Consider the following 24,939-nt stretch of genomic DNA (forward strand, 5'->3'; position numbering starts at 1 on the left):
ACGTCAAGTCACGCATTTTGTGAAGCGTCAATCCGCTCCATAAACCGGCGAACGTAAGACGGCGACACAGTCTGTCAATGGACGTTCCACCCGCAAATTCGATATAATAACGACTACGACATTGAATATAAAGGAGCTTTAAGTTGAAAAATCTACTCGTCACCGGATACCGCGCTCATGAGCTCGGCATTTACGGTTTTAAACATAAAGGGATATCTTATATTCGCCAAGCCATTGCGGCCAGACTGATCCCGCTTCTGGAAGAAGGATTGGAATGGGTCATTACTCCGGGCCAATATGGGGTGGATTTATGGGCATGCGAGGCGGCGATTGCGCTTAAGAAGCAATATCGGCAATTGAAATGCTCGATCATTACGGCCTACAACCAGCCGGAAGAACGATGGAACGAAGAGAAAAAGTCTTATTTCGAGCAAATCGTCCAACAGGTCGATTATTACGGATCGGTAAGCAACGGGCCATACAGCGGCAAATGGCAGTTTGCCGCCCGCGATGAATTGCTGTTTCGCAAGACGGACGGCATCCTGCTCGTATATGACGAGGAGGCCGGCGAAGCCAGCCCCAAATTCGTCAAGGAACGCGCGCTGAAGAAACAGGCGCAGGACGGTTATATTTATCTCAGCATCGGTTCGGAAGAAATCCAGACGATCGCGGACGAAGAGCAAAGCCGGGAATTCGGCGAATAATTCGAAGCTTTATTCCTTGCGCCAATCTTCTATTTTCCAAACTTGGGTCACCCAATCCGCATAGAACTCCGGCTCGTGGGAGACGAGCAGTATCGTACCCTCATAATCGATGAGCGCTTGCCGGAGCGCGGCTTTGGCGCGGACATCCAAATGATTCGTCGGCTCATCCAGCACCAGGACGTTGCTATCCGTCAGCATCAGCTCGCATAAGCGAACCTTCGCCTGTTCGCCGCCGCTCAGCGAATGCAGCGGTTGCCGAATATGCTTGTCGGTCAGCCCCGACATGGCCAGATTTTGCCGGATTTGCCGCTGCGTCAAATCGGGCCGCAAGGACCAGACCTGTTCAAGCGCCGTCGCCGAGGATGCCATATCCTCCTGGGCAAAATAAGCCGGCTTTACCCGTTCTCCCAATTGTACCGTCCCGCTCAAAGGCTCCATTAATCCAAGCAATGTTTTGAGCATTGTCGATTTCCCGATCCCGTTATAGCCGACGACGGCAATTTTGTCGCCGCGATTCACTTGAACGTCAATCGGCCCGAACAGCGGCTCGGTATAGCCGATTCGTATATTTCGCGCTTCGACGATCCGGCTGACGGGGGCGGCGTGAACGCGGAACGCAAACCGCGGCTGCGGCGCAGATGTCGGGCGATCGATGCGTTCGATTCTTTCCAGCGCTTTCTCCCGGCTTTTCGCTTGTTTCGCTTTGCGCACCTTGTTTTTTTGAATAAAACTTTCCAAGCGTACGATTTCTTTCTGCTGCCGTTCATACGCTTCCTGCAATTGCTGTCTACTCTGCTCGTAGTTACGGAGAAAGGACTTGTAATTCCCCGTATAACGCTTCAAGGATTGATGCTCCAAGTGATAGATCGCCGTTGTAATTTCATTCAAAAATCTTTCGTCATGCGACACGACCATATAGGCATGTTCATAGCTCTTCAAATACGTTGTCAGCCATTCGATATGCTTGTCGTCCAAATAGTTCGTCGGCTCGTCAAGCAGCAACACATGCGGTTCTTCCAACAAGAGCTTCCCCAGCAGCAGCTTCGTTCTCTGGCCGCCGCTCAATTCAGCCACATCGCGGTCCAAGCCGATCTCGATCATGCCGAGTCCGGCCGCAACCTCTTCCATTTTCGCATCCAACCGGTAAAAATCCGCTTGTTCCAGCATGCTCTGCAGTTCTCCGAATTGCGCGATCCATCGCTCCGCATGCTCGCCCGCCGCCATCTTCTCCGCCGCCAGCAGCATGCTTTGTTCGATCTCATACAGATGCGCAAAGGCGCTCTGTAAATATTGCCTCATCGTCGTACCGGCTCGCAGCTCGATATGCTGTTGCAAATAGCCGACCTTCGAATGAGGGTGCCATTCGACGTTGCCGGCATCGGGCAACGTTTCTCCGGCCAAAATGCGCAGCAAAGTCGATTTGCCGGCGCCGTTGCTCCCGACGAGACCGGCATGCTCTCCGCGCAGCAGCCGAAAGCTAATATTTCGAAATATCGTTTTGTCCCCGAACATATGGGTCACATTGTCTACAGTTAACATACTCATATCGTTCTCTCCTTTTCGCTTTGCATTCAAGCCAAACGAGAGAACAGCCGAATAAAGAGATCCATATTCAATTCGCGTAAAGATTGTATATACAACAAAAAATGGGCAGTGCGAACAGACGCCCTACCCATTGAATATAACGGTTCATTGCATGGAAGGAATCGCGTTCTTTATCTACTGTTCTTCGGTTGGCTTATCCCTGTAAATGGGCAGACTTCTCCCGTCTTAAGCCAAATCCCGTGTTAGAACAGTCGTTAAAAAGAACATTCCCTTTCCACCTCATTGAAAAATTTTGCGATACTTGCTAGAAGTATACCCAGATTCGGGGGGCGTGTCAAGAATTCCTCGTATCTCCCCTTTTTGTCGGTATCCCGCTCGTTAAGGAAAGATGGGGAAGCTACCCTTTTCACGTCAAAAAATCCTCTTCTTGGGAAGCGAGTGATCGCTTATCGACGAAAGCAAACGGACTTTCTGAACAAAAGGGATATCGACAAAAGGGAATGAAATAGAGTATATGCAACCACGGATTGTTTGGAAACTTCACCCTATACAATTTTCAATAAATATCATATGATATATATCAATTGGTATATATTAATGATCCAAGGAGGTCCGTCCATGCCGCCGAAAAAAAAGTTCGCTAGAGAACAAATTGTCGACGCCGCTTTCGAAATCGCCAAAACCGAAGGCATCGGCAGCATTACGATCCGCAAAGTCGCCGAGAAGTTGGGCAGTTCCATCGCTCCGATCTATGTCAATTTCGAGGATGTCGACGAATTGGTCCGGGAAGTGATCCATAAAATTGCCGACATGAGCCGGGACATGTTAATGCGGCATGCTACGGGAGATCCGTTCCGCGATATCGGCTTGGCCAGCCTGCGCTTTGCGAAGGAGTATCCGGCGCTGTTCCGGGATTTGGTCATGAAGCCTAATCCGCATATGCAAGATTACGACAACGAAATGGGCATTTTGCTCGAACAAATGAAGCGAGATCCTCAACTGGACGGATTTACCGGCGAGGAATTGAGAACGATTTTGCTGAAAATGAGAATTTTTCAACTGGGGCTGTCGGTCATGGCCGCAAACGGGCTTCTGCCGGAACATACGGATGAAGCATGGGAAATCGGCATGTTGGACAGCGCCGCGGCGGATGTGCTGACTGCCGCCCGTTTGCGCAAGAAAGGAGCGAGGGAATGAATCTGGATCTGGCTCAGGCGCGGATTGAGAATCATTTTAGAAACATGGTGCGGAAAGACCCTAACATTGTTAACGCCTATTTCCTGGTCCATTCGGATAAGCACGGCGTTCATTGGAATATGGCGGAAGGCGCTACCGGCAACTTGCCGGCGAACGCGCAGCAGCCTTACTATATCGCAAGCGTCACCAAATTGTTTACGTCCGTTCTCGTCGCGATGTTGGAAGAGGAAGGCAGAGTCTCCTACGAGGATCCGATCGACCGCTATATAGAGCCGGAACTATTGCATCGGCTGCATGTATATAAGGGTAAAGAGTATACGCATGAGATCAAAATCAAACATTTATTAAATCATACTTCCGGGCTGCATGATTTTTTCCTGGATAAGCCCAAATCGGGGAGAGCGATGCTCGATCTCCTCGTCGACGAACCTTCGCGCTTTTGGTCTCCGCAAGAAGTTGTTTTATGGGCCAAAGAGCATTTACAGACCCGTTTTCCGCCGGGGAAAGGATTCCATTATTCGGATACCGGATATCATTTGCTAGGATTTATGATTGAGACAGTTACGGCGATGCCTTTGCATGAAGCATATCGACACTATATTTTTCAGCCGCTTGGAATGGTCCATTCTTATATGTCGCACCATTCCGAACCGATCGGGAGAAACGAATACCCGACCGCCGGCGTCTATTCGGGTACGGTAAATGTGGCGCACTACCCAAGCGCCAGCATCGAATATGCGGGAGGGGCCATCGTTTCTACATCCGAAGATTTGCTGAAATTTATGAAATCGTTGGCGAAGCATGAGATCATCCGGAAAGACAGCTTCGAGAAAATGAAGGATTGGTCGAAGTTTATGCTCGGCATCGATTACGGATACGGATTGGCGGCGTTTCGAACCGTTCCCGTTCTTATGCCCCAAAGATATAATGTATGGGGAAATTTCGGCTACTCCGGATCGTTCAGTTTCTATCACCCGGCGCTTGACAGCTATTTCATCGGCAGTTTAAACCAGTTTCGCTATACGCGCAAAGGAATTCGCTTGATGGGCAAAGCGATCGATACGCTATTGAAAATGAACGGGCGTCATTCGCAAGCAAATAAGCCTGCTCCTCTATGAACGGAAGGAACAGGCTTTTTGGCCGATCGTTTATTTCCCGCAGCACTTCTTATACTTCAATCCGCTGCCGCAAGGACAAGGCTCGTTGCGGCCGATCTTCTTCGAGGCAATCTGCCCATTGACCAACACCTGAAAAGGTGCCTTCGTTGGCCGTTGACCGGAGGGTACGGATATCTCCCCCAATTCCATCGCAGTATGTCCGGCGTTCCTCCACAATCTCGTATGATTATGGATATCCGTGATCAGAGAGACGACTTTCTCCGCTTGCTTCATCGTATCGAATATAATATCTCTTCTCTCAAACTCGTAAATAATGTCCTGCAACGGGGCTTCCATCGAGCAAGCGAGTTGGACATCGTCAATTAAATATTCCACCATCTGTTGATCTTTGCACAAATGTTCGGAAACATATTTTTTCAAAGCCGTTAGTTGCGGGGTCATTTCGAAATATTGGTCGTCCGCATATTTAAGAAACTCGCTCTTGGGCGGAATGTAGAAAGGCTTCCCTTCTCTGTTGTGCAGAAACGTTTCAAGATCCCCTTTCTCTTCGACGCTCATTTCCACAATATGCCCGTTCTCATAGTAGAAGACCTGCTCTCTGGCGAGAAACTCGTCAAGATAACGATCCAGTTCTTGCTCGGTCAGTTGTTCGCTATTTTGCTCATTGAAAATGTCGACCAACTTCTTCGGTTGAATAGCGCCATATAGATGGCTGGCCGCTAGTATATATTGATACACGAGTTGACGTCTCGCGCGCGATTTCGCGAATGTCTCGGTATTTAGCGCGGCGTACGCGGCTTTCACTTCGTCAGGCATAACCAAGTAAAACTTATGATCGGTAAAATAGCTGAACACCAGGCCCCTGTCTAAAAAATGACAATAATCTCCGTACGGGATGGTATTGTTTTGGATCGGACCATTCACCAGAGATTCAAACAGCTTCCACTCTTGGGGACTCGCAATATATAAAAAAGATTCTAAAAGATCAGGGGCGGTAATATATTGCACGAGCGCATCGACCAGATCTTCTTTGTTCATCTTGGAACGTCCGGCTGCGCCGTATTCGGATGCAAGCGCGGCAAGTCTCGCCTTCGTCAGGCTGCGAAGAGCTTCCGGCAAACGGGTCATTATATCGCCAATAATGGCATGTTGAATGTTTTTTTGTTCATATAAACTATTGTAATCTATCATTTGGCACCTCTCTACTTTTAAATCCGTTAACACTACCTTGTCTACATTATACATGAAAATAACCCGCTGTGCTGTGTTTGGAAACGGAGACGTTTGCTTGAGAAGGCCGGGTTTTCACTCTTCCGAAGGCAAATAAGGGATCGTAGGTCCGCTCGACTCATCTTTTCGCCCTTTTTCCCGAAACTAAAGGCTCTACGGTCCGCCAAACCCACGACAACGACGCGGCGCCTCCAATATAAAAAGGGATCGGAAAATCGATCCCTCCATGGTTACACCATAACTTTGCAAATATTGTTCGTAAATTCAAGCGGATCGTTGATCGGCAATCCTTCAATCAAGAGCGCTTGATTGTACAGCAGATTCGTGTACAAAGCGAACTTCTCTTTATCTTTCTCATAGGCGTCTTTTAACGATTGGAACACCTCATGATTAATGTTGATCTCAAGCACTTTGTCCGCTTTGACGTCTTGCCCGTTCGGCATCGCCTTCAGCACTTTTTCCATCTCGATCGATAACTCGCCTTCCGTAGAAAGGCATACGGGATGGGATTTGAGACGTTTGGACGCTTTTACGTTCTTCACTTGCTCCGACAGGATGCTCTTCATCGATTCGAAGAGATCCTTATTGCTTTCTTCTTCCGCACCGGCCTGCTTGTCGTCCGCCTCCGTCTCGATGCCGAGATCGCCGCTCGAAACCGACTTAAACTCTTTCTCTTTGTAGGTCATAATCATCTTGACGGCAAACTCGTCGATATCGTCCGTGAAATACAAGATTTCATAGCCTTTATCGGACACGAGCTCGGTTTGCGGAAGCTTCTCGATCCGTTCGATCGATTCTCCGGAAGCGTAGTAGATGAACTTCTGGTCTTCCGGCATTCTCGATACGTATTCGTCCAGCGTAACGAGCTTCTTCTCTTTGGAAGAATAGAACAGCAGCAAATCTTGCAATTCTTCCTTATGCGTTCCGTAATCGCTGTATACGCCGAATTTCAGTTGTCTGCCGAAAGCATTGTAGAACTTCTCGTATTTCTCACGGTCGTCTTTCAACAAGCTGAGCAATTGGCTTTTGATTTTGCTCTTAATATTTTTGGCGATTAGCGTCAATTGGCGGTCATGCTGCAACATTTCCCGAGAAATGTTGAGCGACAAATCTTCGGAATCGACCATCCCTTTGACGAAGCTATAATAATCGGGGAGCAAGTCCGCGCATTTGTTCATGATCAATACGCCGTTGGAATAGAGCTCCAGCCCTTTCTCATACTCTTTCGTGTAATAATCGAAAGGCGTATGCTCGGGAATAAACAAAATCGCGTTATATACGACCGCTCCGTCCGCTTTTATGTGAACATGCGTAAGCGGATTGTCGAAGCCGTAGCGTTTTTCATGGTAAAAGTTTTCGTAATCCTCTTGCTTCAGCTCGTTCTTGTTTTTGCGCCAGATCGGCACCATGCTGTTGATCGTTTGTTCTTCTTCGTATTCCTCGAATTCGTTCTCGCTGCCTTCTTTCGGGCGCTGCCCTTTCACATCCATCTTGATCGGATAACGGATAAAGTCCGAATATTTTTTGATGATTGATCTCAAACGGTATTCTTCCAAATATTCGTCGTACTGGTCGTCTTCCGTATTTTCTTTAATATGCAGCACGATTTCCGTTCCGACCGAATCCTTCTCGCTTGGCACGATCGTATAACCGTCTGCGCCCTCGGATTCCCATTTGAACGCTTCTTCGCTGCCTATAGCTTTGCTGACTACCGTCACTTTGTCCGCAACCATGAACGCGGAGTAGAAGCCGACGCCGAATTGGCCAATAATATTATGGCCGTCTTTGGCTTCGTTCTCGTTCTTGAACGCCAAGGAGCCGCTCTTTGCGATGACCCCCAAGTTGTTCTCCAGTTCTTCTTTCGTCATCCCGATCCCTGTGTCGGTAATGGTCAACGTTCTGCTCGCCTTGTCGGCAGCTACCTTAATATAATAATTCTCCTGATTAAACTCCAGATTCTCATCGGTCAACGCTTTGTAATAGATTTTATCGATCGCGTCGCTCGCATTCGAAATGAGCTCTCTTAAAAAGATTTCCTTCTGCGTATAAATCGAATTGATCATCATTTCCAGCAATCGTTTCGATTCCGCTTTGAATTGCTTTTTGGCCATGTGTGCAAGTCTCCTTTCCATACATTTAGCACTCCCACATCCAGAGTGCTAATTCTTCTTTTTATATAACATATATTGATGGGCAATGCAAGACGAGGCGGGGAATTTAACTTTGGCACTTTCCTTTTTCCGGACCGTTTGTCCGCTTGTATTCCATAACAAAAGCCGCACCCTTGGCTTCTCCTCCTGGGTACGGCCTTCGCATATTACAATGATTGCTGGCGTTGAATGAATTGCTCCACATCCGCTACGCTGGGCACGCTGCTTGCTCCGCCGATTCGTTGCGTCGCGAGCGCCCCGCAGGCGGAAGCAAACTGCAGACATCGCTCGGGCGAGTCCCCGTTTAGATAACTATAGATGAAACCGGCATTGAACGAATCGCCCGCTCCCGTCGTATCGATCGGAACGACGTTAAAGGCAGGCATCTGTATACATTCGCCTGACGGCGCTCGATAAAGCGCTCCTGCGGCGCCTCGTTTGACCGCTGCCGCTCCGTTTCCTTCGGGCAATTGTTCCAAGGCTTGCTCCGGCCGCTCCGCACCGTAAATCCGGTTCAATTCCACTTCGCTCGGTATGAATAACGTCGTCCACGGAAGCAGCTCGTTAATTTGGTCCCGGTGCCATTGTTCGTCGATATCCCATCCGGTATCGAACGAGGTGCTGATTCCGCGCTGTACGGCTTCCCGGAAGACGTCGCTCCAATGGTCCCTCATCGTTCGCTGCAAATAATAGGAGCCGAAATGGATGTGGTCCGCCTGCTCGTACATTTCCTGCGGAAGATGTTCGGGCGACAGTTCGGAAATCGCCCCCATATACGTCAGCAAGGCGCGATCTTGCTCGGTGGAGAGCGACAACGTCACGCCGGTTTGCCTATTCGGATCGACCACGACATACCTCGTATCCACCTTCATCTTTTCCAACGCTTCCAAACAAAATCGCCCGTAATGATCGTCGCCGACGACGCTGACGAAGTAAACCTGTTGCCCGAGCCCGGCCAAGCCGCACGCCGTTATGGCGGAGGAGGAGCCGAGAACCATGCTGAAGCCGGAAAGGAGCTTCTCCTTATTCCATTCCGGCATGACGTCCTCCCCGGTCATAATCAAATCCACGTTCAATTCTCCAAGCACGAAAATATTGTTGGCCATCGCTATCCCTCTTTTTTGCACGATTCTATTTCAATTCCGGAATATAGTCTTTCTCCGCTTCGTACATTTCTTCGAACATCGCCTTGATTTCGTCCAAAGAGCATACGGCCGCCGTGAGCGGATCGATCATCAGCGCATGAATCGCCATCTCTTTATCCTTGTTGAGGACGGCGGATACGGCGAGTTCGAAGTAAGACATGTTGCTCTTGCACAATGCCGCCAAATGCTCCGGCAGCCTGCCGAAATGCGTCGGATGGACGCCGTTGCGGTCGACCATGCACGCCACTTCGACGATGCCGTCGCTTGGCAAATTGTCGATCAGCCCCGTATTCGGCACATTGCCGTAAATGACGCGCGGCGTGTTGTTGACTACCGCATCGATAATGACAGCAGCATATTCATTCGATGACGTCAAATCGAGTTCCTGCTCTCCCGATACTTTCTCCATAATGTTGCGGTCGTTCTCCGCTCTCCAGGTCGGCCAGTTGTTCGCATAGAAGCCTGTGCCTCCATTATAACCGACACCGCAATGACGGTCGATCAAATCTTGGCGCTTGCGGTAATACGGAATATATTCCGAGAAGTGGCCGCTCGATTCCGAGACGAACATGCCCAAGTGCGCCATCGCGTCCAAACGGACCGGGTCCTTTTTCAACAATTCCGGATCCTTCATCTTTTCTTTTAAGACGGGGTACATGTCTTTCCCTTGATGAGTCAGTTCGACAAACCACGACATATGATTGATGCCTCCCGCTCTCCACTTCAACTCCTCATACGGCACGCCCAAATATTCCGCAAGCTGCGAAGAAGTATTTTGAATCGAGTGACATAATCCGACGACAGGCACGGAAGTCGATTTGACGGTCGCCAGCGTTACCGCCGACATCGGATTCGTATAATTCAATATGATCGATTGCGGGCAATAACGCTCGATATCTCTCACGATTTCAAGCCATGCCGGAACCGTACGCAATGTTTTGAACAGGCCGCCCGGCCCGAGCGTGTCGCCGATGCATTGCTTGACGCCGTATTTCAAAGGAATCTCGTATTCATACTTGACCGTCTGCAGACCGGCCACTTCGATTTGGTTAATGACAAAATCCGAACCCGGCAGCACTTCCTTGCGATCGAGAGATGCGACGACCTTCCACCCGTTGTTCTTGACGGAGATCACTTTTTCGACAAGTTGCTTGGCAATTTCAAGCCGTTTCGCATCGATGTCGATCAAACCGATCGTCACATCTTCCCCCAACCCCGGAATGTTCGCAATATCGACAACGATGTACTGCGTAAAGGCGCTGCCCGCGCCTACAATGCTAATTTTCGTCATGTCCATCCTCCTCATCCTTGAACCCTTCTTTTTTTGGGCACAAATTTGATTTGTTTTGCGTCATTTTTGCCCCAAACTTTATACTTAGATTCTATCGCTTCGCCTTTTTTCTGTCAATGAGAAAAATTGCGTAATGGTCGTGTTTTTCAACATTTTAGAAACTCAAGGTTTATTGATTTGTTAGGAAAACGTTTGGGTAAAAGAAAAAAACTCCTTGCGGAGTTTCGATTTAATCGTTGCCATCAAAGTTTGTGGAAGATTGCCTTATTTTCAATTCATAGGGAAGAAGCACTTTGACGGGGATGTTGCTTCGTTCTTCCAAATAATCCGCAAGCAGGCGGGCGGCGGTCAGGCCGATTTCGTACTTCGGCACATGAATCGTCGATAAGGGAGGGGAGGTATACTGCGATAAGTCGATATTGTCTACGCCGACGAAAGCCATGTCCTGCGGAATGCGAAGCCCGTGTTCGGATGCGGCGCGCATCGCGGCGATAGCCATCACGTCGCTGGCCACGAAAAAGGCGGTCGGGATCGGCCCTCCCTGTTCCAACAGCCGTTTCATCGATTCATAACTGTTCTCGATTTGCCAGTGGGCGTCGATAATCCATGCTTCGTTCAGCTCCAGGCCGGCCTCCATTAAGGCGTAATAATAACCGCGAAATCTTTTTTCCCGACGAATGTTCTTCGACAGGCCGAGGCCGCCGATAAAGCCGATTTTGCAATGCCCTTGCGATATGAGATGGTCGACCGCGGTCTTGGCGGCGGAGATGCGGTCGTAAGAGACGGTTGGAATCGTCGGATCGTTCAGATCGACGCCGACGATGACATTCACGTTCTTTTTGAAATATTCATACAGTTTGCTGTCAATGCCTTCAACGATGATCAAGCCGTCGACGCGGATGTCTTTCATCACTTTCTGTTTGACGGCAGGGTTCTGCAGCTCGTCGATCGTATGAAGATACGACAATTCATAGCCTCTTTCCGCCAGTCCCTGCTGAATGCCCTTGACGACAAGCGAAAAATAAGGATTCGAGAAGTTCCCCTGCGGCACGGAAAGGATGGCGCCTGCTTTTTTGCCGGAGGATGGAGGCAAATCCTCGCCTTTGACGAGCTTCCTGGCCCAAACGTTCGGTTTATATCCCAGCTCTTCGACCGCTTTCCAAATTTTGTCCCGGGTCGCCGCGCTGACAACTTTGCTGTTGTCGTTATTGATGACTCTGGACACGGTGGAAATGGATACGCCTACCCGTTCCGCGATATCCTTTAATGTCGCCATAATACCAGCTCCTTCGGACACATCGATTGCCCAAACGTTTTACTGATGTTCATCATATCCATTTTTCTTCTTTCTTGTCAAATGGGGCGGGCGGTCAATTTGATAGATGGTTTGTAATGCGGTTTTATTCATTTCGATCGAATGTTTTCTAGACTCGGAGACCGATCATTGGAATATGTCCAATGACATTGGCAATTTCATGGTAAAAAACGGGGCTTCGTTGGAAATGATCCGACAGATTCAAGCCGTTTTTTCGTTTTTTAGCCGATTTGAGAAGTTTTTATTGGACAGATTCCAATGAAACGACGCATGATGCAATGTATAAGGATGAGTCGTTGGATCAATTCCAATGAACGGACGGAAAGCAGGTCATTACCGGGGGCGTTGTCAGGAACTTAAACTCCGTAAGTTTAAAAAAGACCGCTGAAGACGCATCTCCAGCGGTTGAATCGGAAGCTCAAAGAAAGGTTACATGTCACCTCCCCAATCTGCGTAATTGGTACAGTCTTGGAGATTAGATCAGTTGTACGTATCGGATGCAAGTTTCAAGCCTGCGTGCGAACGCTGGGGGGCCACCTTGTACAAAATACAACATTTCGCGCCTTCTTCTTACGTCCATGATGGCCATGTTGTAGTTTATACAACTTTTTGGGGTCAAAACGGGCCATCTTGCCGCTTCACTTGAGATTATGCTGCACAATGTGCAACATAGCGGCCCATGCTGCCTTTTCATCCCTCAGTATGTTGTATTCTTACAACTTGTGCGTGCAGCCCCGAGTCGAACTTCACTGAATGAAACGCACTAACCCGCATTCCAGTTCGCAATCATGCCTCTGGCCATCTCCATATCGGCTTCTTTCCCGGTGACTAGCGCGAATTTGGCTGCCAGCGCCGGGTAAGCAGCCCATTGTTCGGCAATATGTTTATGCATGCGCGGCCGTACCTTGCCGCCCGCCTTCTCGTACCGCCGGAGCAAATCCCGAAGCCCTTCTTCGCCGAAGAGAGCATAGTAGATGACAAAATCTTTACCCGGATCGGCAACTTCCGCCTCCGTCCAATCAATGAATCCCGTCACGCGCTGCGTCTCGTCGACGAGAATGTGAGGCGGATGCAAGTCGCCATGGTTCAAGGTGGAATGTTCGGGCCAATAAGAATCCGTCGCCAGCCAGTCCGACCATCGTTCGTGCAGTTGATCTGGGATCGTGAAGCTGCGCTTAATCTCCTCGATATTGTCGGCGAACGCCTTGCGGGCTTCTTGCGGCGCTTTGACGCGAATGCCCGCCTGGGCTGCCGCATCATGATCGGTATGATGCAGCGCGGCCAAAGCTTCGGCGAGCGAATCGAAGAAAACATCGGTGAGCGACTGCTGCTCATATCGCCAAACGTATCCGCCGCCCGCCGGATCTACCGTCGCGATCGGCTGCCCTTCAAGCAATGGGTACGCAATCAGCTCCGGCGTAACAATGCGCCAATCCGGCACATCGACCGGAAGCCTTTCTCCTACCAGCTTAAGCGCTTTATGCTCATTGTCCGCCCGCTCCCATACATCGGAACGCCTCGGCTTGCGGAGCACCCATGGCTTGCCGGCTTCATCCGCCGCGAACGCGACGAGGAAATCCATCCCCGACTCGTTGATTTCGACTCCTTCGGCTTTCAACCTTAGCCCATGTTGCGCTGCGGCGAGCAGCAATTCATTTATCGTCGATTGATTGGAATGTAATCTTGTCATTCGAACATGCACTCCTTTTATTCAGAAAAATAAAAAACACAGACGCATCGCCGCCTGTGCTGTTCGTAATCGAAAAAAGGAATATCCTCAACCGAAGGTTCATTCATACGCAAACCAAGAAGACGACTTTCCCCGTATTGTTTACAGAGACAGAGAAAGTCTTCTCCCGCACATATAAATTAACAAAAGTTCCCGTGGATAGGCATACCAATCTCGATTACTCCGCGCACAAGCAGAGTGACATAGCAAATTTGCAATGATTTGCATTAGTTGCTTAATCGAGAATGATCTATCACACGCGACCCTCCATTCGGTAAATTACAAGTACTATAACATGAGTGACATTTTATTCGCAAGCATTGATATGATTAAGGCTGATTCATAGTCAATTCCCATTGTAAATAAGGATAGGTTTGGTTCTCCTTCATCCCCCATATGCCGGGGAAAAGCCAACCGGCAAATGTCCCGCCTTTCTTCATCTCTGCGGTCGTCTTAGGCGTCCCTTTGCCCGTATCTGATTGTTTCGACACCTCTTGATCATAATAGGAGTCTGTCACGGACCCCGAATTTGTGCCGATCAACCCGCCTCTGTCGACAGCGCTGCTGCTAATCAATCCGGCGGCATACGAGTTGATGACGCGTCCTCCACTCTCATTATTACCCGCCAAACCTCCAACGGAAACCGTTCCTCCTACCACTTCTACGGTAGAATAAGAGTTTTCAATGGTGCCATAATTGCTTCCGACAAGGCCGCCGAATTCTCTATGGTTGGCTTCCGCCCTCCCAATCGCAAACGATTGGGAAATCGTTCCGCTATTCACACCCGCTAACCCGCCGGCAGCCAAAACGTTCATTGAATCAAGACGAATATCGGCCGACGATTGTTGCACAACGGCGCCCGATTCTATGATCCCTATCAATCCGCCGGTATAAAAGACATCTCCCTTTACAACGCCTTGCACATGAACGTTCTTTACCGTGCCGCCCCCCATAACGCTGATCAAGGAAGATGAGTTTATGCCCCCCTTCACGTTGACGCCGACTAATCTAAGGTTTTGAATGCGCGCTTGCCCGGCTGTCACCCCGAACAGCCCAATGTTACTAATACCTCCGGGATTATCGATGAACAGATTGCGAATCGCATGATTACGGCCGTCGAACGATCCGGTAAACGGACGATCGGCGCTTCCGATCCCCGACCATCCCGTTCCGGTATAATAATCCGTGCCCGCAAAGTCGATATCCGCTCCAAGAACAAAACTTGCGTTCAAATGATCGCGGACACGATCTAGCTGCGCGGCCGTCTTGATGACATACGGATCGGTTTCCGTACCGCTTCCGCTGTCGAAAGATTTGACTGGGATGGGATTGCTGCGCACGCTCACATTGCCAGCAGTAAACGTAAGAACGACCTCCGAGGCATCGCCGCCCGTCAAGCCAAGATCCGCGAAAGCAGCGATACCTTCCATCGCTATGGCTGTCGTCATCCCAATCAATGCAGCGTTCCCTTCAGAGACCTGAGCCTGAACGATAAAAGGGAAGAATTTGGTCAGATTGCCGTAAGCGTCTGTTAAGCGGATTACCGGCTGCACATCGAACGCCTTGCCTTGGACCGCGCCGCTGGGTTGTGTGGCGATTTGCAGCTGTGCGAAATCGGAAACCGTTGGAGTTATAACGATCATTGCAGACAGAGAGACTCCTTCTACTGTAAATGACAATATTTGCGGCATCGCATGATGCAGCGCAAGTTGGGCCTCCGCAACGCCGTTCGTGAATTCAACGTCCACCGATGGAGACGCGCTTGCGATCGGCGCGCCGTTCCAAGCACCGAAACTGCCGTCCGGAGCGGCGGACATTCCCGACAGCTTCACAGTTTTGCGTCCGTTGAGATGGGAAACGATTTGACCGTCCTTATCTCTGACTGCAAAGCGCAACGTACTTGCCGCGCCCGCCTGCGGCGAAACGTTATCGACGCTTACCTGAAGCATGTACTCTCCCGGACTCGTAACCGTAACCGGAATCCTTGCGTTGAAATCGCCATAGGTGACCGCGATCTCGGTCATGCCGTCGCCAACGGAGGTTACGAGTCCGGCGCCCACCATAGCTATACTCTCATCTCCGCTCGACCAGAACGCCTCGGCTGTGACATCCCGGCTCGTTCCGTCGCTCCATTGCTCCGTCAACGTAATCTGGAGTTGCAGGCCAAGAGCGGCAAACGCGATAGAATTCGGGATATATTCATAACCCGTTACCGTTGGCTCCTCGATCACATCGACCGAAACCGGGATGCTCGCTGTAAATTCGCCGTATTCAACCGTAATATAAGTCGCTCCGTTACCGATAGGGGCAACCCGGCCCGCTTCCACCGTCGCTACATTCTCGTCCCCGCTCGACCAAGAAGCATCTGCCGTAACATCCCGGCTCGTTCCGTCACTCCATTGCTCCGTCAACGTAATTTGGCGTTGCCAGCCAAGATCGGCAAAAGCGATGGATTCCGGGGCGTACACATATCCCGTAACCGTCGGCTGCCGGCCGGCCTCGACCGAAACGGGAATGCTCGCTGTGAAATCGCCGTATTTCACAGCGATACGAGTCGTTCCGCTGCCGGACGAAGTCACGAGTCCCGCGTCGACCTTTGCAATGCTCTCATCACCGCTCGACCAAGAAGCATCAGCCGTCACGTCACGGCTCGTACCATCGCTCCATCGCTCCGTCAACGCAATCCGGATTTGCTCGTCAAGTCCGGTAAACGCGATCGATTCCGGGGTATACACATACCCCGTAACGCTAGGCTTCGGTTTTCCCGGTCCGGGAGACGAATCCGGCGCGGAAGAGGATGAGGTTGAACTCCCCGAAGAGGGACCGGGTCTGCCCTGTTTGATGATCCCTTCGCCAATGATCGTCACGCCCGCGTGAAGAATCGCTTGCTCAACCGTCGTTCCTTTGGCCAAATAGACGATTACCCCTGTAACTCCCTTTGCAGCCTCCAGTTTCATAATGTTCCCCGTCAACAATTCAATTCCAAGATTGCTGCCGTTAATGAATACGTTGTCGAAGTTTCCCCTCAACAGCACTTTGCCCTCTTTTGGCATATCTTCGGAAATGCGTAGGGAAACGAAACCTTGACCGGTAAGATCGTTTTCTTCCAAAATGGCGTCAGAATGTACAATCGTTTCGGCAATCGACGTTTCTCCGATAGCTGCGATCCGTACGGCTGCTCCCTGCTTCCGCACGGTCAGTTTCTCCAGTTTCGAATCTTTCACTTCAACGCTGTTCCGTCCTCCGCCGCAAACGACGGTCTCTCCCTCCGCCGTAACGCCTTGCAGCGCAACGCTGCCCTCGCCAACGGACTCCGCAATCGTCAAGCTCCCTTTGATCCTCGTATTTTGCAGCGTAACGCCGGCCGCCGCAATGACGACATCGCCTTCAACCGTTCTCTCTCCTGAAGACGGCCCGTATGTACCTGCTTGATCAAATCGGAGTTGCGCTTCATCTTGATCTTTGGCCGCCACCGCCTTCGCCAGCCGATCCAATGAAACGACCGCTTCCGCGCGAGTCAATTGTTTCTGCGGGCCGAAGGTGCCGTCGGGATATCCTTGCATCCAGCCCATCGCCACCACGTCCTGTATTCGACCCGCACTCCAAGCGGGGATTTCGTCGCGAAACGCCATGCCCGCCTTTCCGTCCTCACGATCCTTCTCTAGCCGATCCGCTCCCACTCTGCTCAGAATGACCGCCGCCTCTTGCCTGCTGATCGGATCGTCAGGCTTCAGCGTCCCGTCCTCGTAACCGGTAATATATCCCGCCGCCACGGCCGCGGATACGGCCGGTACATACCATGCGTCGGAAGACATGTCTGTGAAGCGAGCATCCGCCTGCTCCCGGTATGGAGCAATATGGTGAATCAGCGCAATCCATTCCGCCCTAGTAATCGGTCGATCAGGTCGAACTGAGCCGTCGGGATATCCTGAAATCCACCCTTTTTCCATCCATTCGCGCAAAGCGGTTTCCGCCCAGTGGCCGTCAATATCCGACGAGCCTTTCGCCAAAGCCCCGTACACAGGGAAAATAGAAAATAGAAGCGTACAAATGACGACCAAAGCGACCGTGCGACGAATTCGTCCTGTATACCGCATAAGCATGAAGTTTCCCCCTCAATAAATTCAACAAAATTCGCAATGATCCCTCAATTATTATAAATCAAATCGTCATATAAAAAATCTACCCCCGGTATAGAAAGGTAGATTTTTTTTTTACTTATCGATAGTTTTTTGAAACAGCCCCATTCATCCTTTGACAGAGCCGGCCACTACACCGTCAATAATATTTTTCTGCATAATCAAATAGAAAACGACCAAAGGCAGCGTCGCCAACACGAGCATCGGGAAGAACGAAGTCCAGTTGGTAGAGAAAGGGCCAACGTTCTTGTATACTTCCTGCAGCAGCACGGCCTTTTTAGGATCCTGCAAGAACAACAACGGTGTCATAAAATCATTCCAGACCGCAAGCGCATCGAGAATGGCCACCGTGGCTACAATCGGTTTCAATAACGGAAAGACGATGTTCCAAAACATACGAAAAGTTCCATAACCGTCAATGGCGGCAGCTTCTTCCAACTCTACCGGCACCGTACCGATAAACCCTTTGAACAAATAGATCGAAAGAGGGAGATTGATACAGAATACGCTGATCAAAATGACGCCCGGCAAAGTGTTCATCAGTTGCAGTCCGGCAATGATTTTATATAACGGGATAATGGCGATCTGAAACGGGATAATGAGACCGACCATGAATATGGTAAACATCCACTTGTATATTTTTTTGTTGCTTCGAGCGATCACATAAGCCGCCATGGAGGAAACAACGATCAGTAGAATAACCGCGAAACCGGTAATGATCAGGTTGTTCATCAACGCTCGCGGGAAATTCATCGCGGCAAGGGCGTTGCTATAGTTGTCGAACGTCAAGCTCCTCGGCAACCCTAGCGGACTGGCAGCAGCTTCATCGGGAGTTTTGAAGGTCGTCACGATCAAATAATAGATGGGGACCAGCATGACAGCTCCAATTAGGGCAAAGAGAAGGTTTACGGATACATTCCCGATTTGTCGTTTGTTTATCATGATAGCCGCTCCTCCCATTTATTCAACAAGAAGGTAATGATCTTCGTCATGACAAATACGATGACAAAAAACACGACGGCAATGGCGCAGGCATAAGCGTTCCGCCCGGTATTGAATCCTTCTCGAATCATCGTTGTCATAATCGTTTCCGTCGCATAGCCGGGGCCGCCTTTGGTCATGGCAAAAATGACGTCGAACACTTTCAAGCCTCCGATCAAGCTCATCAGAATATTAAAGGAAGCTGCAGGATAAAGCAGCGGCAAAGTTATGCGCCGAAACGTCTGCATTTTGCCGGCGCCGTCGATCTCGGCGGCTTCATACAGCGATGCGTCAATGCTTTTCAAATTAGCGATATAAATGACCATGCTCCACCCTGTCCATTGCCAGACCTGTGTCGACAAAACGGAATATAATGCAATCCTGTCGTCGCCCAACCAATTGACCGGATCGCCTCCGAAAAACTGCACGATATTGTTCAAGAGCCCATAATCCGCCGAAGTCATAATGTACTGGAATAAATAACCGACAACCAGAACGCTCAGGACGGCAGGGAAAAAGAAGATGGATTTCACGATGCCGGACATCAACCGGTTTCGATTCAGCAGCACCGCAAATACAATCGACAGCGCGTTTTGCACGATGGTGATGACCAGTGCATAGATGATGGAATGTTTAATGGCTGCCATGTTCTTCATATCCGCAAATAATTGCGTATAGTTATCGAGGCCGACAAATTGAAAGTTCGGTTTGTAAACCGACCAGTTCGTCACGCTATAGGCAAAACTCATCATCGTAGGCAAAATAAAGAGCATTACGAAACCGATAAAAGCCGGGAGTATCATCAACAGAAAAGTTCGATCTCTTCGCTTGGCAATCACTTCTGTTACTCCACCCTTTCCAATGAAGTGCTAGAACAAACCGGAGTGCGGAGATTCGCAATCCGGTTTGTTTTTTTGTTTATTTCGGCTTATTCCAACGTTTTCCGCATCGTATCATTGATGTTGTCGGCATCTTCCAAAGCCTGTTTCACCGTTTTCATACCTGCAAGCACTTCTTGCAGCGATTTGCCGTATCCTTCGACAATCGGATTGCCGGAAATCCAGACGGCGGTCCAAGGCGCGTATACGTTGCCTGCTTTGAACGCTTCCTCGCAATCGGCGTAGACTTCGCCCAAATCAATGTCCACGCCTGTAAGAAACGAACTTCCGGCGTTATCTTTAACCAGTGCTTGCTGCGCCTCCGGCGTCGCGGTAAGCTCCAAAATTTGCAAAGCTTCAGCCTTATGGGCTGTCTTGGCATTGATCGCCAAGGCGGAACCCGGCCCGCCTACCAACCAGCCCGGGCCTTCCGTCAGACCCGGAAACGGGAACATGCCGAGTTCGAGGTCGGGATTCTTCTTCATGATCGTGACCTCGTCCCAAGGCCCGCTTTCAAACATTGCGGCTTTGCCGGTAGCAAATTCATCAAGCGCCTGGTCGTTGCTCAGACCCAGCATGTCTTTGGTCAGGATTCCTTCGGTAATAACGCGCGACCATTGTTCCACATAGGGCAGCCAGGCTTCCGCAAGCTTAACCTCTCCCCTATTAAATCGCTCGTCGAAATCTTGGTTCTCCGGATTCGAATAAAATTCGTTATTCACCAGCCCGATGCTCTGTTTCATCATAGGCTCCCAGGATTGCGCACCCATCGTTTGAGGCTTAATGCCTTTGGCGGATAAATCCTTATGAATCTGGATAAATTCATCGAACGTTCTCGGAATCTTGATATCGTTCTCACGGAAGATTGCTTTATTATAGTAAATCCCCTCGTGCCAGCTCTGCAACGGCGTAGCGTAAACTTTCCCGTTCACGGAAAATGGAGTTAGACCGGACTGAACATACTTGGAAGTAAAACTCTCGTCGGTAAGATCCATTAAATGGCCCGCACTGGCAAGCAGTCTGGTCTCACCGCCAACCTCGATGATGTCCGGGCCCTGCCCGGCCTGCAGTTGGGAATTCAGCACATTGTTGAAATTGTCCAGCGAAACAAATTCGAATACAACTTTAATATTCGGCAGCTTCTCCTCCAGCATCTTCAAATAAGTGGCGCGCGTAGATTCCGGATTATAGCCCATAATGCGAATTTCCACTTGCTCCTCCTTATCCGCCTTGCCGGAAGGCGATGATCCGGAAGAATTACCGGCAGATTGGCCGTTTCCGCATCCGGCGACAATGGAAGTTGCCAATACCGCGCTAAGAAGCATGGGTAACCATCTCTTCTTCATTCATTTTTCCCCCTGTCTCGTAACTTGATCTTACCTTCAGCATCATCATATCAACTGCCCCGGCACCTATGAAGGAACTCTATTCTCGTTTTATAGCATTAAATTAATGAACTGTTCACCCGATTCCATGCACACGAAATCGATTTTGAAATCGGTTACAACAATATTACGATTGCTTTCGAATTTCTTGCATATTATTACGCTGCGCTTCGGCCGCACGGAATTCATTCGGCGTAAGCCCGGTGCTTTTCTTGAATAGTTTGGAGAAATAACTCGGATTATCATATCCCACCATATAGGCGATCTCGTAGCTCTTCAGGTCGGTCGCGCTTAACAATTCTTTCGATTTATTTAGGCGAACATCCGTTAAATACGCCCATAAGTTTTGCCCGGTTTCCCGTTTGAACAAATAACTGAAATAATTTTTACTGACTGCGAGACGGTTGCATATTTCCTCCAAAGACAAATTTCGATCGTAATGGTCATGTAAATATTGAATCCCCGCTTCCACTAAAGCGCTGTATTTAGGCCTGTCCGCATTCGGATTTTCCGAGATCGCAAACAGCAATCGCTTCATAAATCCGCTCATCTCTTCTGCTTTCGTGATTTGAGATATATCTTTATAGCTTATATTGAGAATATATCGCGTATCCGGCGTGAGCTTATTCTCGGCAATAAGTTTGTCGCGAACCGCAGAGACGGCGTTGTAGCAAAATTCAAAGAAAAGATGGAGCGAAGCGGGATCCGCTTTGCAAGACATAAGCAGCACTTCGTCCACAATCTGCGCCGCTTGCCGGATATCGTTACGTTGTAAAGCAGCCATCATATTTTGGGTAAACGGCAATAATTCCATCTGTTCAAATCGGGTTTCCTCGCAGTTATACCCGTATCCCAATATTCGTTCCTCCCCAATATAAAAACTGTAGCGGCTCAAATGACGCAAGCGATCGAATAGACGCGGCAATTCGTTGATCCCGCTTCCGAGTTGGCTGAAACAAACATAAACCTCCATCCGAATCTCTTCGGCGAAGAAAGAAACCATCTGTTCGGCGCAAAGCGGCAGCCGGCTGGAATCGCATCCGGAGAGTATGGCGGTCCAGACGTATTCCTCATAATCGAAAAGCGTGCTTATGCCGAATCGATTCATAACGGCAGCCATGCGTTCCATGATAAAACCCATCTGCGCATCCAATTGAACACTGTTTTCGATGTAATCATTGATGGAATGATCGCTAAGAACAAAGCTGAACAGGGCATAGGAATTAAGATCGATGTCCAGATTGACGGCGCTTTTGGCAGCTGCCAGAGGGTTGGTTCCTGTGCTCATATAACGGTACAATACTTGTTTTTCGTGCTGAATCCGATTTTTTGCCGCATTTTTTTCAGCCGCTTTTTTATCGCTGATTTTCGTTGCAATTTTTTGCAATGTACGTTCCAATTCGAACTCGTCTACAGGCTTTAAAATATAGTTCGAGCAACCAAGCTCAATCGCTTTTTTAACATAATCGAAATCGGCATAGGCGCTAATTAAGATAAACTCGGTCTCGGGATTCACTTCTCTTATTTTTCTTATAAAATCCAGGCCATTCAATTGAGGCATCTTAATATCCGTAATAATAATATTGGGGGTTTGTTTATAACATTGATTCAACGCTTCCAGTCCATTGTGCGCAGTACCGATGATGCGAATCCCCAAGCTTTCCCAGTCCAAAATATGTTCCAACATTTTAACCGATAATATTTCATCATCCACGATGAGGGCCGATAACATACTGATTCTCCTTCCTTTTAGGAATCGTAATGACAATACTGGTATTCATGCCTTCTCTGGAAAACACTTTTAAGCCCGCATGCGGGCCAAAGCAGCTTTTTAACCGCTGATTCAAGTTCAACAGGCCAATACTCTTCTTTTGTTTGTAGGAATCTTGACTCGAGAGCATCTCATTAAGACGAGCCACTTCGTATGCATCGACAACCGAACCGTTATTGGCAACCGCGATATAAAATTCGTTCTCCGTATCTTCCGTCACGATAGCAATATGCCCTTCCCATTGCTGCTGAAAGCCATGTTCAATGGCGTTCTCCACAAGCGGCTGAATCATCAGTTTAGGAACCAAGAAACTTCGGAGCCGCTCGTCGCAATCGATCTGGTACGTGATCCGATTATTAAAACGAATGTTCTGGAGCAATATATAATTTTCCGTATAGGCCAATTCCTGTTCCAACTCCACTTGTTCGTATGGATTATAGACAGAGTAGGAGAGGATTTTCCCTAATAACGTAGTCGCTCTGGAAATGGATTCCACATCGCCGCATACCGCCATTGCCTTAATCGATTGCAGCACATTGTTCAGAAAATGCGGATTAATCTGATGCTGCAACACTTTAAACTGTTCCGTGGCCAGCTTTTTTTGTTCTTCTACGATTTCATTGGTCAATTGATTCATATTCGTTAACATATGTTCCGCGGTGGCGGCGATGGTATTAATTTCAACGCTTTTGGATTCCTGAAAGACAACATCCCGATTCCCCGCGGCGATCTCGTTGAATTTCGCAATCAGACCGTGCATCGGAACCAGAATCGATCTGGAGATCCAGCCGGAGAAAAGAAGGACGAGGATGCAAGCGATTACAATGACCGTCATCACAAAAGTCGTATTGGTGTGGCGCATTTGTTCGATTTCGGTAAGCGGCATAATGCCCAGAATAGACCATCCGGAAATAGGCGATGTTTCATTGACGACAAGATAAGATACAGGGTTGTCCTTGCTCTTGGGCAGAACGAAAGATTTGGTCTGTTCCGTTAACGCTCTGGTTATTTCTTCTTTCTGGCTTTGCGAAAGCCGGCTGTTGTCGGCAAAATGGACGGGATGGATGCCGTCAAAGATCGCAATTTGAGTACTTCCCTTTCCGCTTCTGTCCGAAATGATCGGATCGAGGTTGAAATCGCACATTAAATACGCGCGTTTGGATAGATTGTATGGATTTGCATCGAAAATAGGCGTAATGATCGACACCGTCTCATCGCTCCAATGGTTGAGCAGATAGTCGGTAGAATGGAAGTTGGTGAAGCGGACAAATTGATCCTCGCTGACCGCGGCCTTCGCAAACCATTCCTGTTCGCCGAAATTATAGCCTTTAACCGGGGAACTGCCGTAATAATATAGATACTCATTGTTATTGCCTATAATTAAGGCATTCTCGATGCTTCCCAATACATCCAATTGTTTGATCTTGGAAGCGACATTTCGCTGATTGTAAAGTTCGACCGAATAATCGACTTCATCAACGCTGTTGCGATAGGTAACCGCTTTCATTATATCCGAATCGCTGGCGACAATTTTGGAAACATTGATTAGCTGTTCGAAATAGTTGTCGATGAGAAGGATGTTCGCCTTTACAATTTTCAGAATGTAATCATAGCTCTGTTTTTGATAATTGGAAATATTGTATTTCAAAATCAAACTGCCAAAAAGGACAATAAGGAGAATAAAAATAGCCGAAAAGCTGATGATCATTTGCTTGCGCAATGATATCTTCAACGCTGTCCCCCCCCCTCTTTCCGTACCTAATGTTGTACCTAATGTTCTTGCGACTTGTACGAAATTCTTAAGACTAGTAACCATGTTAGCATATTTAATGCGACATATATATTTATTTTTCGCTTAAGCGCCTTTTCAGGATATATGACATTAGATGGCATCTTTCCGGTTATATGATAGATAGAGATCGAAACGAAAGGAGATCTTGAGATGAAACCGTTGAATGGAAAAGTGGCTTTGGTTGCCGGCGCAACGCGAGGAGCCGGACGCGGGATTGCGATCGAACTGGGGGCGGCGGGAGCGACCGTTTATGTGACGGGACGTACGACAAGGGTGCAAGCTTCCGAATACAACCGGCCGGAAACGATTGAAGAAACAGCCGAGCTGGTGAACCAAGCCGGCGGCCGGGGCATTGCCGTCCAAGTCGATCATTTGGACCCTGCGCAGGTGCAGGCGTTAATCGATCGTATTGATGCGGAGCAGGGACGTCTGGACATTCTTGTGAATGATATAGGATCTCGGAATAAACCGGGCGATTGAGGCTCAATTTGGGGTGCTTGAGTTAAAATTATCGATGTAAACGTGTTTTTGAAAGCAATTTTCAAAAATGCGTATGCTAAAGAACCCGA

Annotated in this window: 16 protein-coding genes and 1 pseudogene; 4 read left to right on the forward strand and 13 right to left on the reverse strand. The window is 49.0% G+C overall.

Going from position 1 to position 24,939, the window contains the following annotated elements:
* The first annotated feature begins 143 nt into the window (after positions 1-143).
* Complete coding sequence (locus KQI79_RS20550) at positions 144-704, forward strand: SLOG family protein (RefSeq protein WP_216540176.1); 561 nt, start codon at positions 144-146, stop codon at positions 702-704.
* 9 nt (positions 705-713) lie between these two features.
* Here the strand turns inward: KQI79_RS20550 and KQI79_RS20555 are convergent, their stop codons facing one another.
* Complete coding sequence (locus KQI79_RS20555) at positions 714-2,249, reverse strand: ABC-F family ATP-binding cassette domain-containing protein (protein WP_216540177.1); 1,536 nt, start codon at positions 2,247-2,249, stop codon at positions 714-716.
* Between the two features lie 618 nt (positions 2,250-2,867).
* Between KQI79_RS20555 and KQI79_RS20560 the strand changes: the two genes are divergently transcribed.
* Both KQI79_RS20560 and KQI79_RS20565 read left to right on the forward strand, forming a co-directional pair.
* Positions 2,868-3,446 carry a TetR/AcrR family transcriptional regulator gene (locus KQI79_RS20560; RefSeq protein ID WP_216540178.1) on the forward strand — a complete coding sequence of 193 codons (579 nt, stop codon included), beginning with the start codon at positions 2,868-2,870 and terminating at the stop codon, positions 3,444-3,446.
* A complete protein-coding gene (locus KQI79_RS20565; protein WP_216540179.1) occupies positions 3,443-4,564 on the forward strand; it encodes a serine hydrolase domain-containing protein in 1,122 nt (373 codons plus the stop codon). Before KQI79_RS20560 ends, KQI79_RS20565 begins: the two co-directional genes overlap by 4 nt.
* A gap of 30 nt (positions 4,565-4,594) precedes the next feature.
* Here KQI79_RS20565 and KQI79_RS20570 read toward each other — a convergent pair whose 3' ends face one another.
* From KQI79_RS20570 to KQI79_RS20625, 12 genes are all read right to left on the reverse strand, one after another.
* The gene (locus tag KQI79_RS20570; RefSeq protein ID WP_216540180.1) at positions 4,595-5,755 is read right to left on the reverse strand and encodes an SEC-C metal-binding domain-containing protein; all 1,161 of its coding nucleotides are present in this window, start codon (positions 5,753-5,755) and stop codon (positions 4,595-4,597) included.
* Between the two features lie 269 nt (positions 5,756-6,024).
* A complete protein-coding gene (gene htpG, locus KQI79_RS20575) occupies positions 6,025-7,905 on the reverse strand; it encodes a molecular chaperone HtpG (protein ID WP_216540181.1) in 1,881 nt (626 codons plus the stop codon).
* A 206-nt stretch (positions 7,906-8,111) separates the two neighbouring features.
* Positions 8,112-9,050, reverse strand: coding sequence for a carbohydrate kinase family protein (locus tag KQI79_RS20580; RefSeq protein ID WP_216540182.1), 939 nt, complete (start codon positions 9,048-9,050; stop codon positions 8,112-8,114).
* 25 nt (positions 9,051-9,075) lie between these two features.
* A complete protein-coding gene (gene melA, locus KQI79_RS20585) occupies positions 9,076-10,380 on the reverse strand; it encodes an alpha-galactosidase (RefSeq protein ID WP_216540183.1) in 1,305 nt (434 codons plus the stop codon).
* A 229-nt stretch (positions 10,381-10,609) separates the two neighbouring features.
* On the reverse strand, positions 10,610-11,656 hold the full coding sequence (locus KQI79_RS20590; protein WP_216540184.1) for a LacI family DNA-binding transcriptional regulator: 1,047 nt from the start codon (positions 11,654-11,656) through the stop codon (positions 10,610-10,612).
* An 802-nt stretch (positions 11,657-12,458) separates the two neighbouring features.
* Entirely contained in the window at positions 12,459-13,385 is a 927-nt protein-coding gene (locus KQI79_RS20595; RefSeq protein WP_216540185.1) for a macrolide 2'-phosphotransferase, read from the reverse strand.
* Positions 13,386-13,753: 368 nt separating this feature from the next.
* A complete protein-coding gene (locus KQI79_RS20600) occupies positions 13,754-17,527 on the reverse strand; it encodes an S-layer homology domain-containing protein (RefSeq protein ID WP_216540186.1) in 3,774 nt (1,257 codons plus the stop codon).
* Between the two features lie 144 nt (positions 17,528-17,671).
* Positions 17,672-18,505 (reverse strand): carbohydrate ABC transporter permease, encoded by an 834-nt coding sequence (locus KQI79_RS20605; RefSeq protein ID WP_216540187.1) that lies wholly within the window; start codon positions 18,503-18,505, stop codon positions 17,672-17,674.
* The gene (locus KQI79_RS20610) at positions 18,502-19,383 is read right to left on the reverse strand and encodes a carbohydrate ABC transporter permease (protein ID WP_216540188.1); all 882 of its coding nucleotides are present in this window, start codon (positions 19,381-19,383) and stop codon (positions 18,502-18,504) included. The genes KQI79_RS20605 and KQI79_RS20610 overlap by 4 nt, the downstream gene beginning before the upstream one ends.
* A gap of 89 nt (positions 19,384-19,472) precedes the next feature.
* A complete protein-coding gene (locus KQI79_RS20615) occupies positions 19,473-20,768 on the reverse strand; it encodes an ABC transporter substrate-binding protein (protein ID WP_216540189.1) in 1,296 nt (431 codons plus the stop codon).
* Positions 20,769-20,934: 166 nt separating this feature from the next.
* Positions 20,935-22,539 carry a response regulator transcription factor gene (locus KQI79_RS20620; RefSeq protein ID WP_216540190.1) on the reverse strand — a complete coding sequence of 535 codons (1,605 nt, stop codon included), beginning with the start codon at positions 22,537-22,539 and terminating at the stop codon, positions 20,935-20,937.
* Entirely contained in the window at positions 22,514-24,310 is a 1,797-nt protein-coding gene (locus KQI79_RS20625) for a cache domain-containing sensor histidine kinase (RefSeq protein WP_216540191.1), read from the reverse strand. Before KQI79_RS20625 ends, KQI79_RS20620 begins: the two co-directional genes overlap by 26 nt.
* A 210-nt stretch (positions 24,311-24,520) precedes the next feature.
* On the opposite strand from KQI79_RS20625, the pseudogene KQI79_RS20630 reads away from it, so the two are divergent.
* A pseudogene (locus KQI79_RS20630) lies at positions 24,521-24,835 on the forward strand (SDR family NAD(P)-dependent oxidoreductase); the annotation flags it as partial.
* Positions 24,836-24,939: the final 104 nt, after the last annotated feature.

The organism is Paenibacillus sp. MSJ-34, from assembly GCF_018918005.1.
Lineage (GTDB): Bacteria > Bacillota > Bacilli > Paenibacillales > Paenibacillaceae > MSJ-34.

Coding starts and splice junctions, on each gene's coding strand:
- KQI79_RS20560 (WP_216540178.1), top strand. CDS start 2,868: ATGCCGCCGAAAAAAAAGTTCGCTAGAGAACAAATTGTCGACGCCGCT.
- KQI79_RS20615 (WP_216540189.1), bottom strand. CDS start 20,768: ATGAAGAAGAGATGGTTACCCATGCTTCTTAGCGCGGTATTGGCAACT.
- KQI79_RS20580 (WP_216540182.1), bottom strand. CDS start 9,050: ATGGCCAACAATATTTTCGTGCTTGGAGAATTGAACGTGGATTTGATT.
- KQI79_RS20600 (WP_216540186.1), bottom strand. CDS start 17,527: ATGCTTATGCGGTATACAGGACGAATTCGTCGCACGGTCGCTTTGGTC.
- KQI79_RS20570 (WP_216540180.1), bottom strand. CDS start 5,755: ATGATAGATTACAATAGTTTATATGAACAAAAAAACATTCAACATGCC.
- KQI79_RS20565 (WP_216540179.1), top strand. CDS start 3,443: ATGAATCTGGATCTGGCTCAGGCGCGGATTGAGAATCATTTTAGAAAC.
- KQI79_RS20590 (WP_216540184.1), bottom strand. CDS start 11,656: ATGGCGACATTAAAGGATATCGCGGAACGGGTAGGCGTATCCATTTCC.
- KQI79_RS20605 (WP_216540187.1), bottom strand. CDS start 18,505: ATGATAAACAAACGACAAATCGGGAATGTATCCGTAAACCTTCTCTTT.
- htpG (WP_216540181.1), bottom strand. CDS start 7,905: ATGGCCAAAAAGCAATTCAAAGCGGAATCGAAACGATTGCTGGAAATG.
- KQI79_RS20555 (WP_216540177.1), bottom strand. CDS start 2,249: ATGAGTATGTTAACTGTAGACAATGTGACCCATATGTTCGGGGACAAA.
- melA (WP_216540183.1), bottom strand. CDS start 10,380: ATGACGAAAATTAGCATTGTAGGCGCGGGCAGCGCCTTTACGCAGTAC.
- KQI79_RS20595 (WP_216540185.1), bottom strand. CDS start 13,385: ATGACAAGATTACATTCCAATCAATCGACGATAAATGAATTGCTGCTC.
- KQI79_RS20620 (WP_216540190.1), bottom strand. CDS start 22,539: ATGTTATCGGCCCTCATCGTGGATGATGAAATATTATCGGTTAAAATG.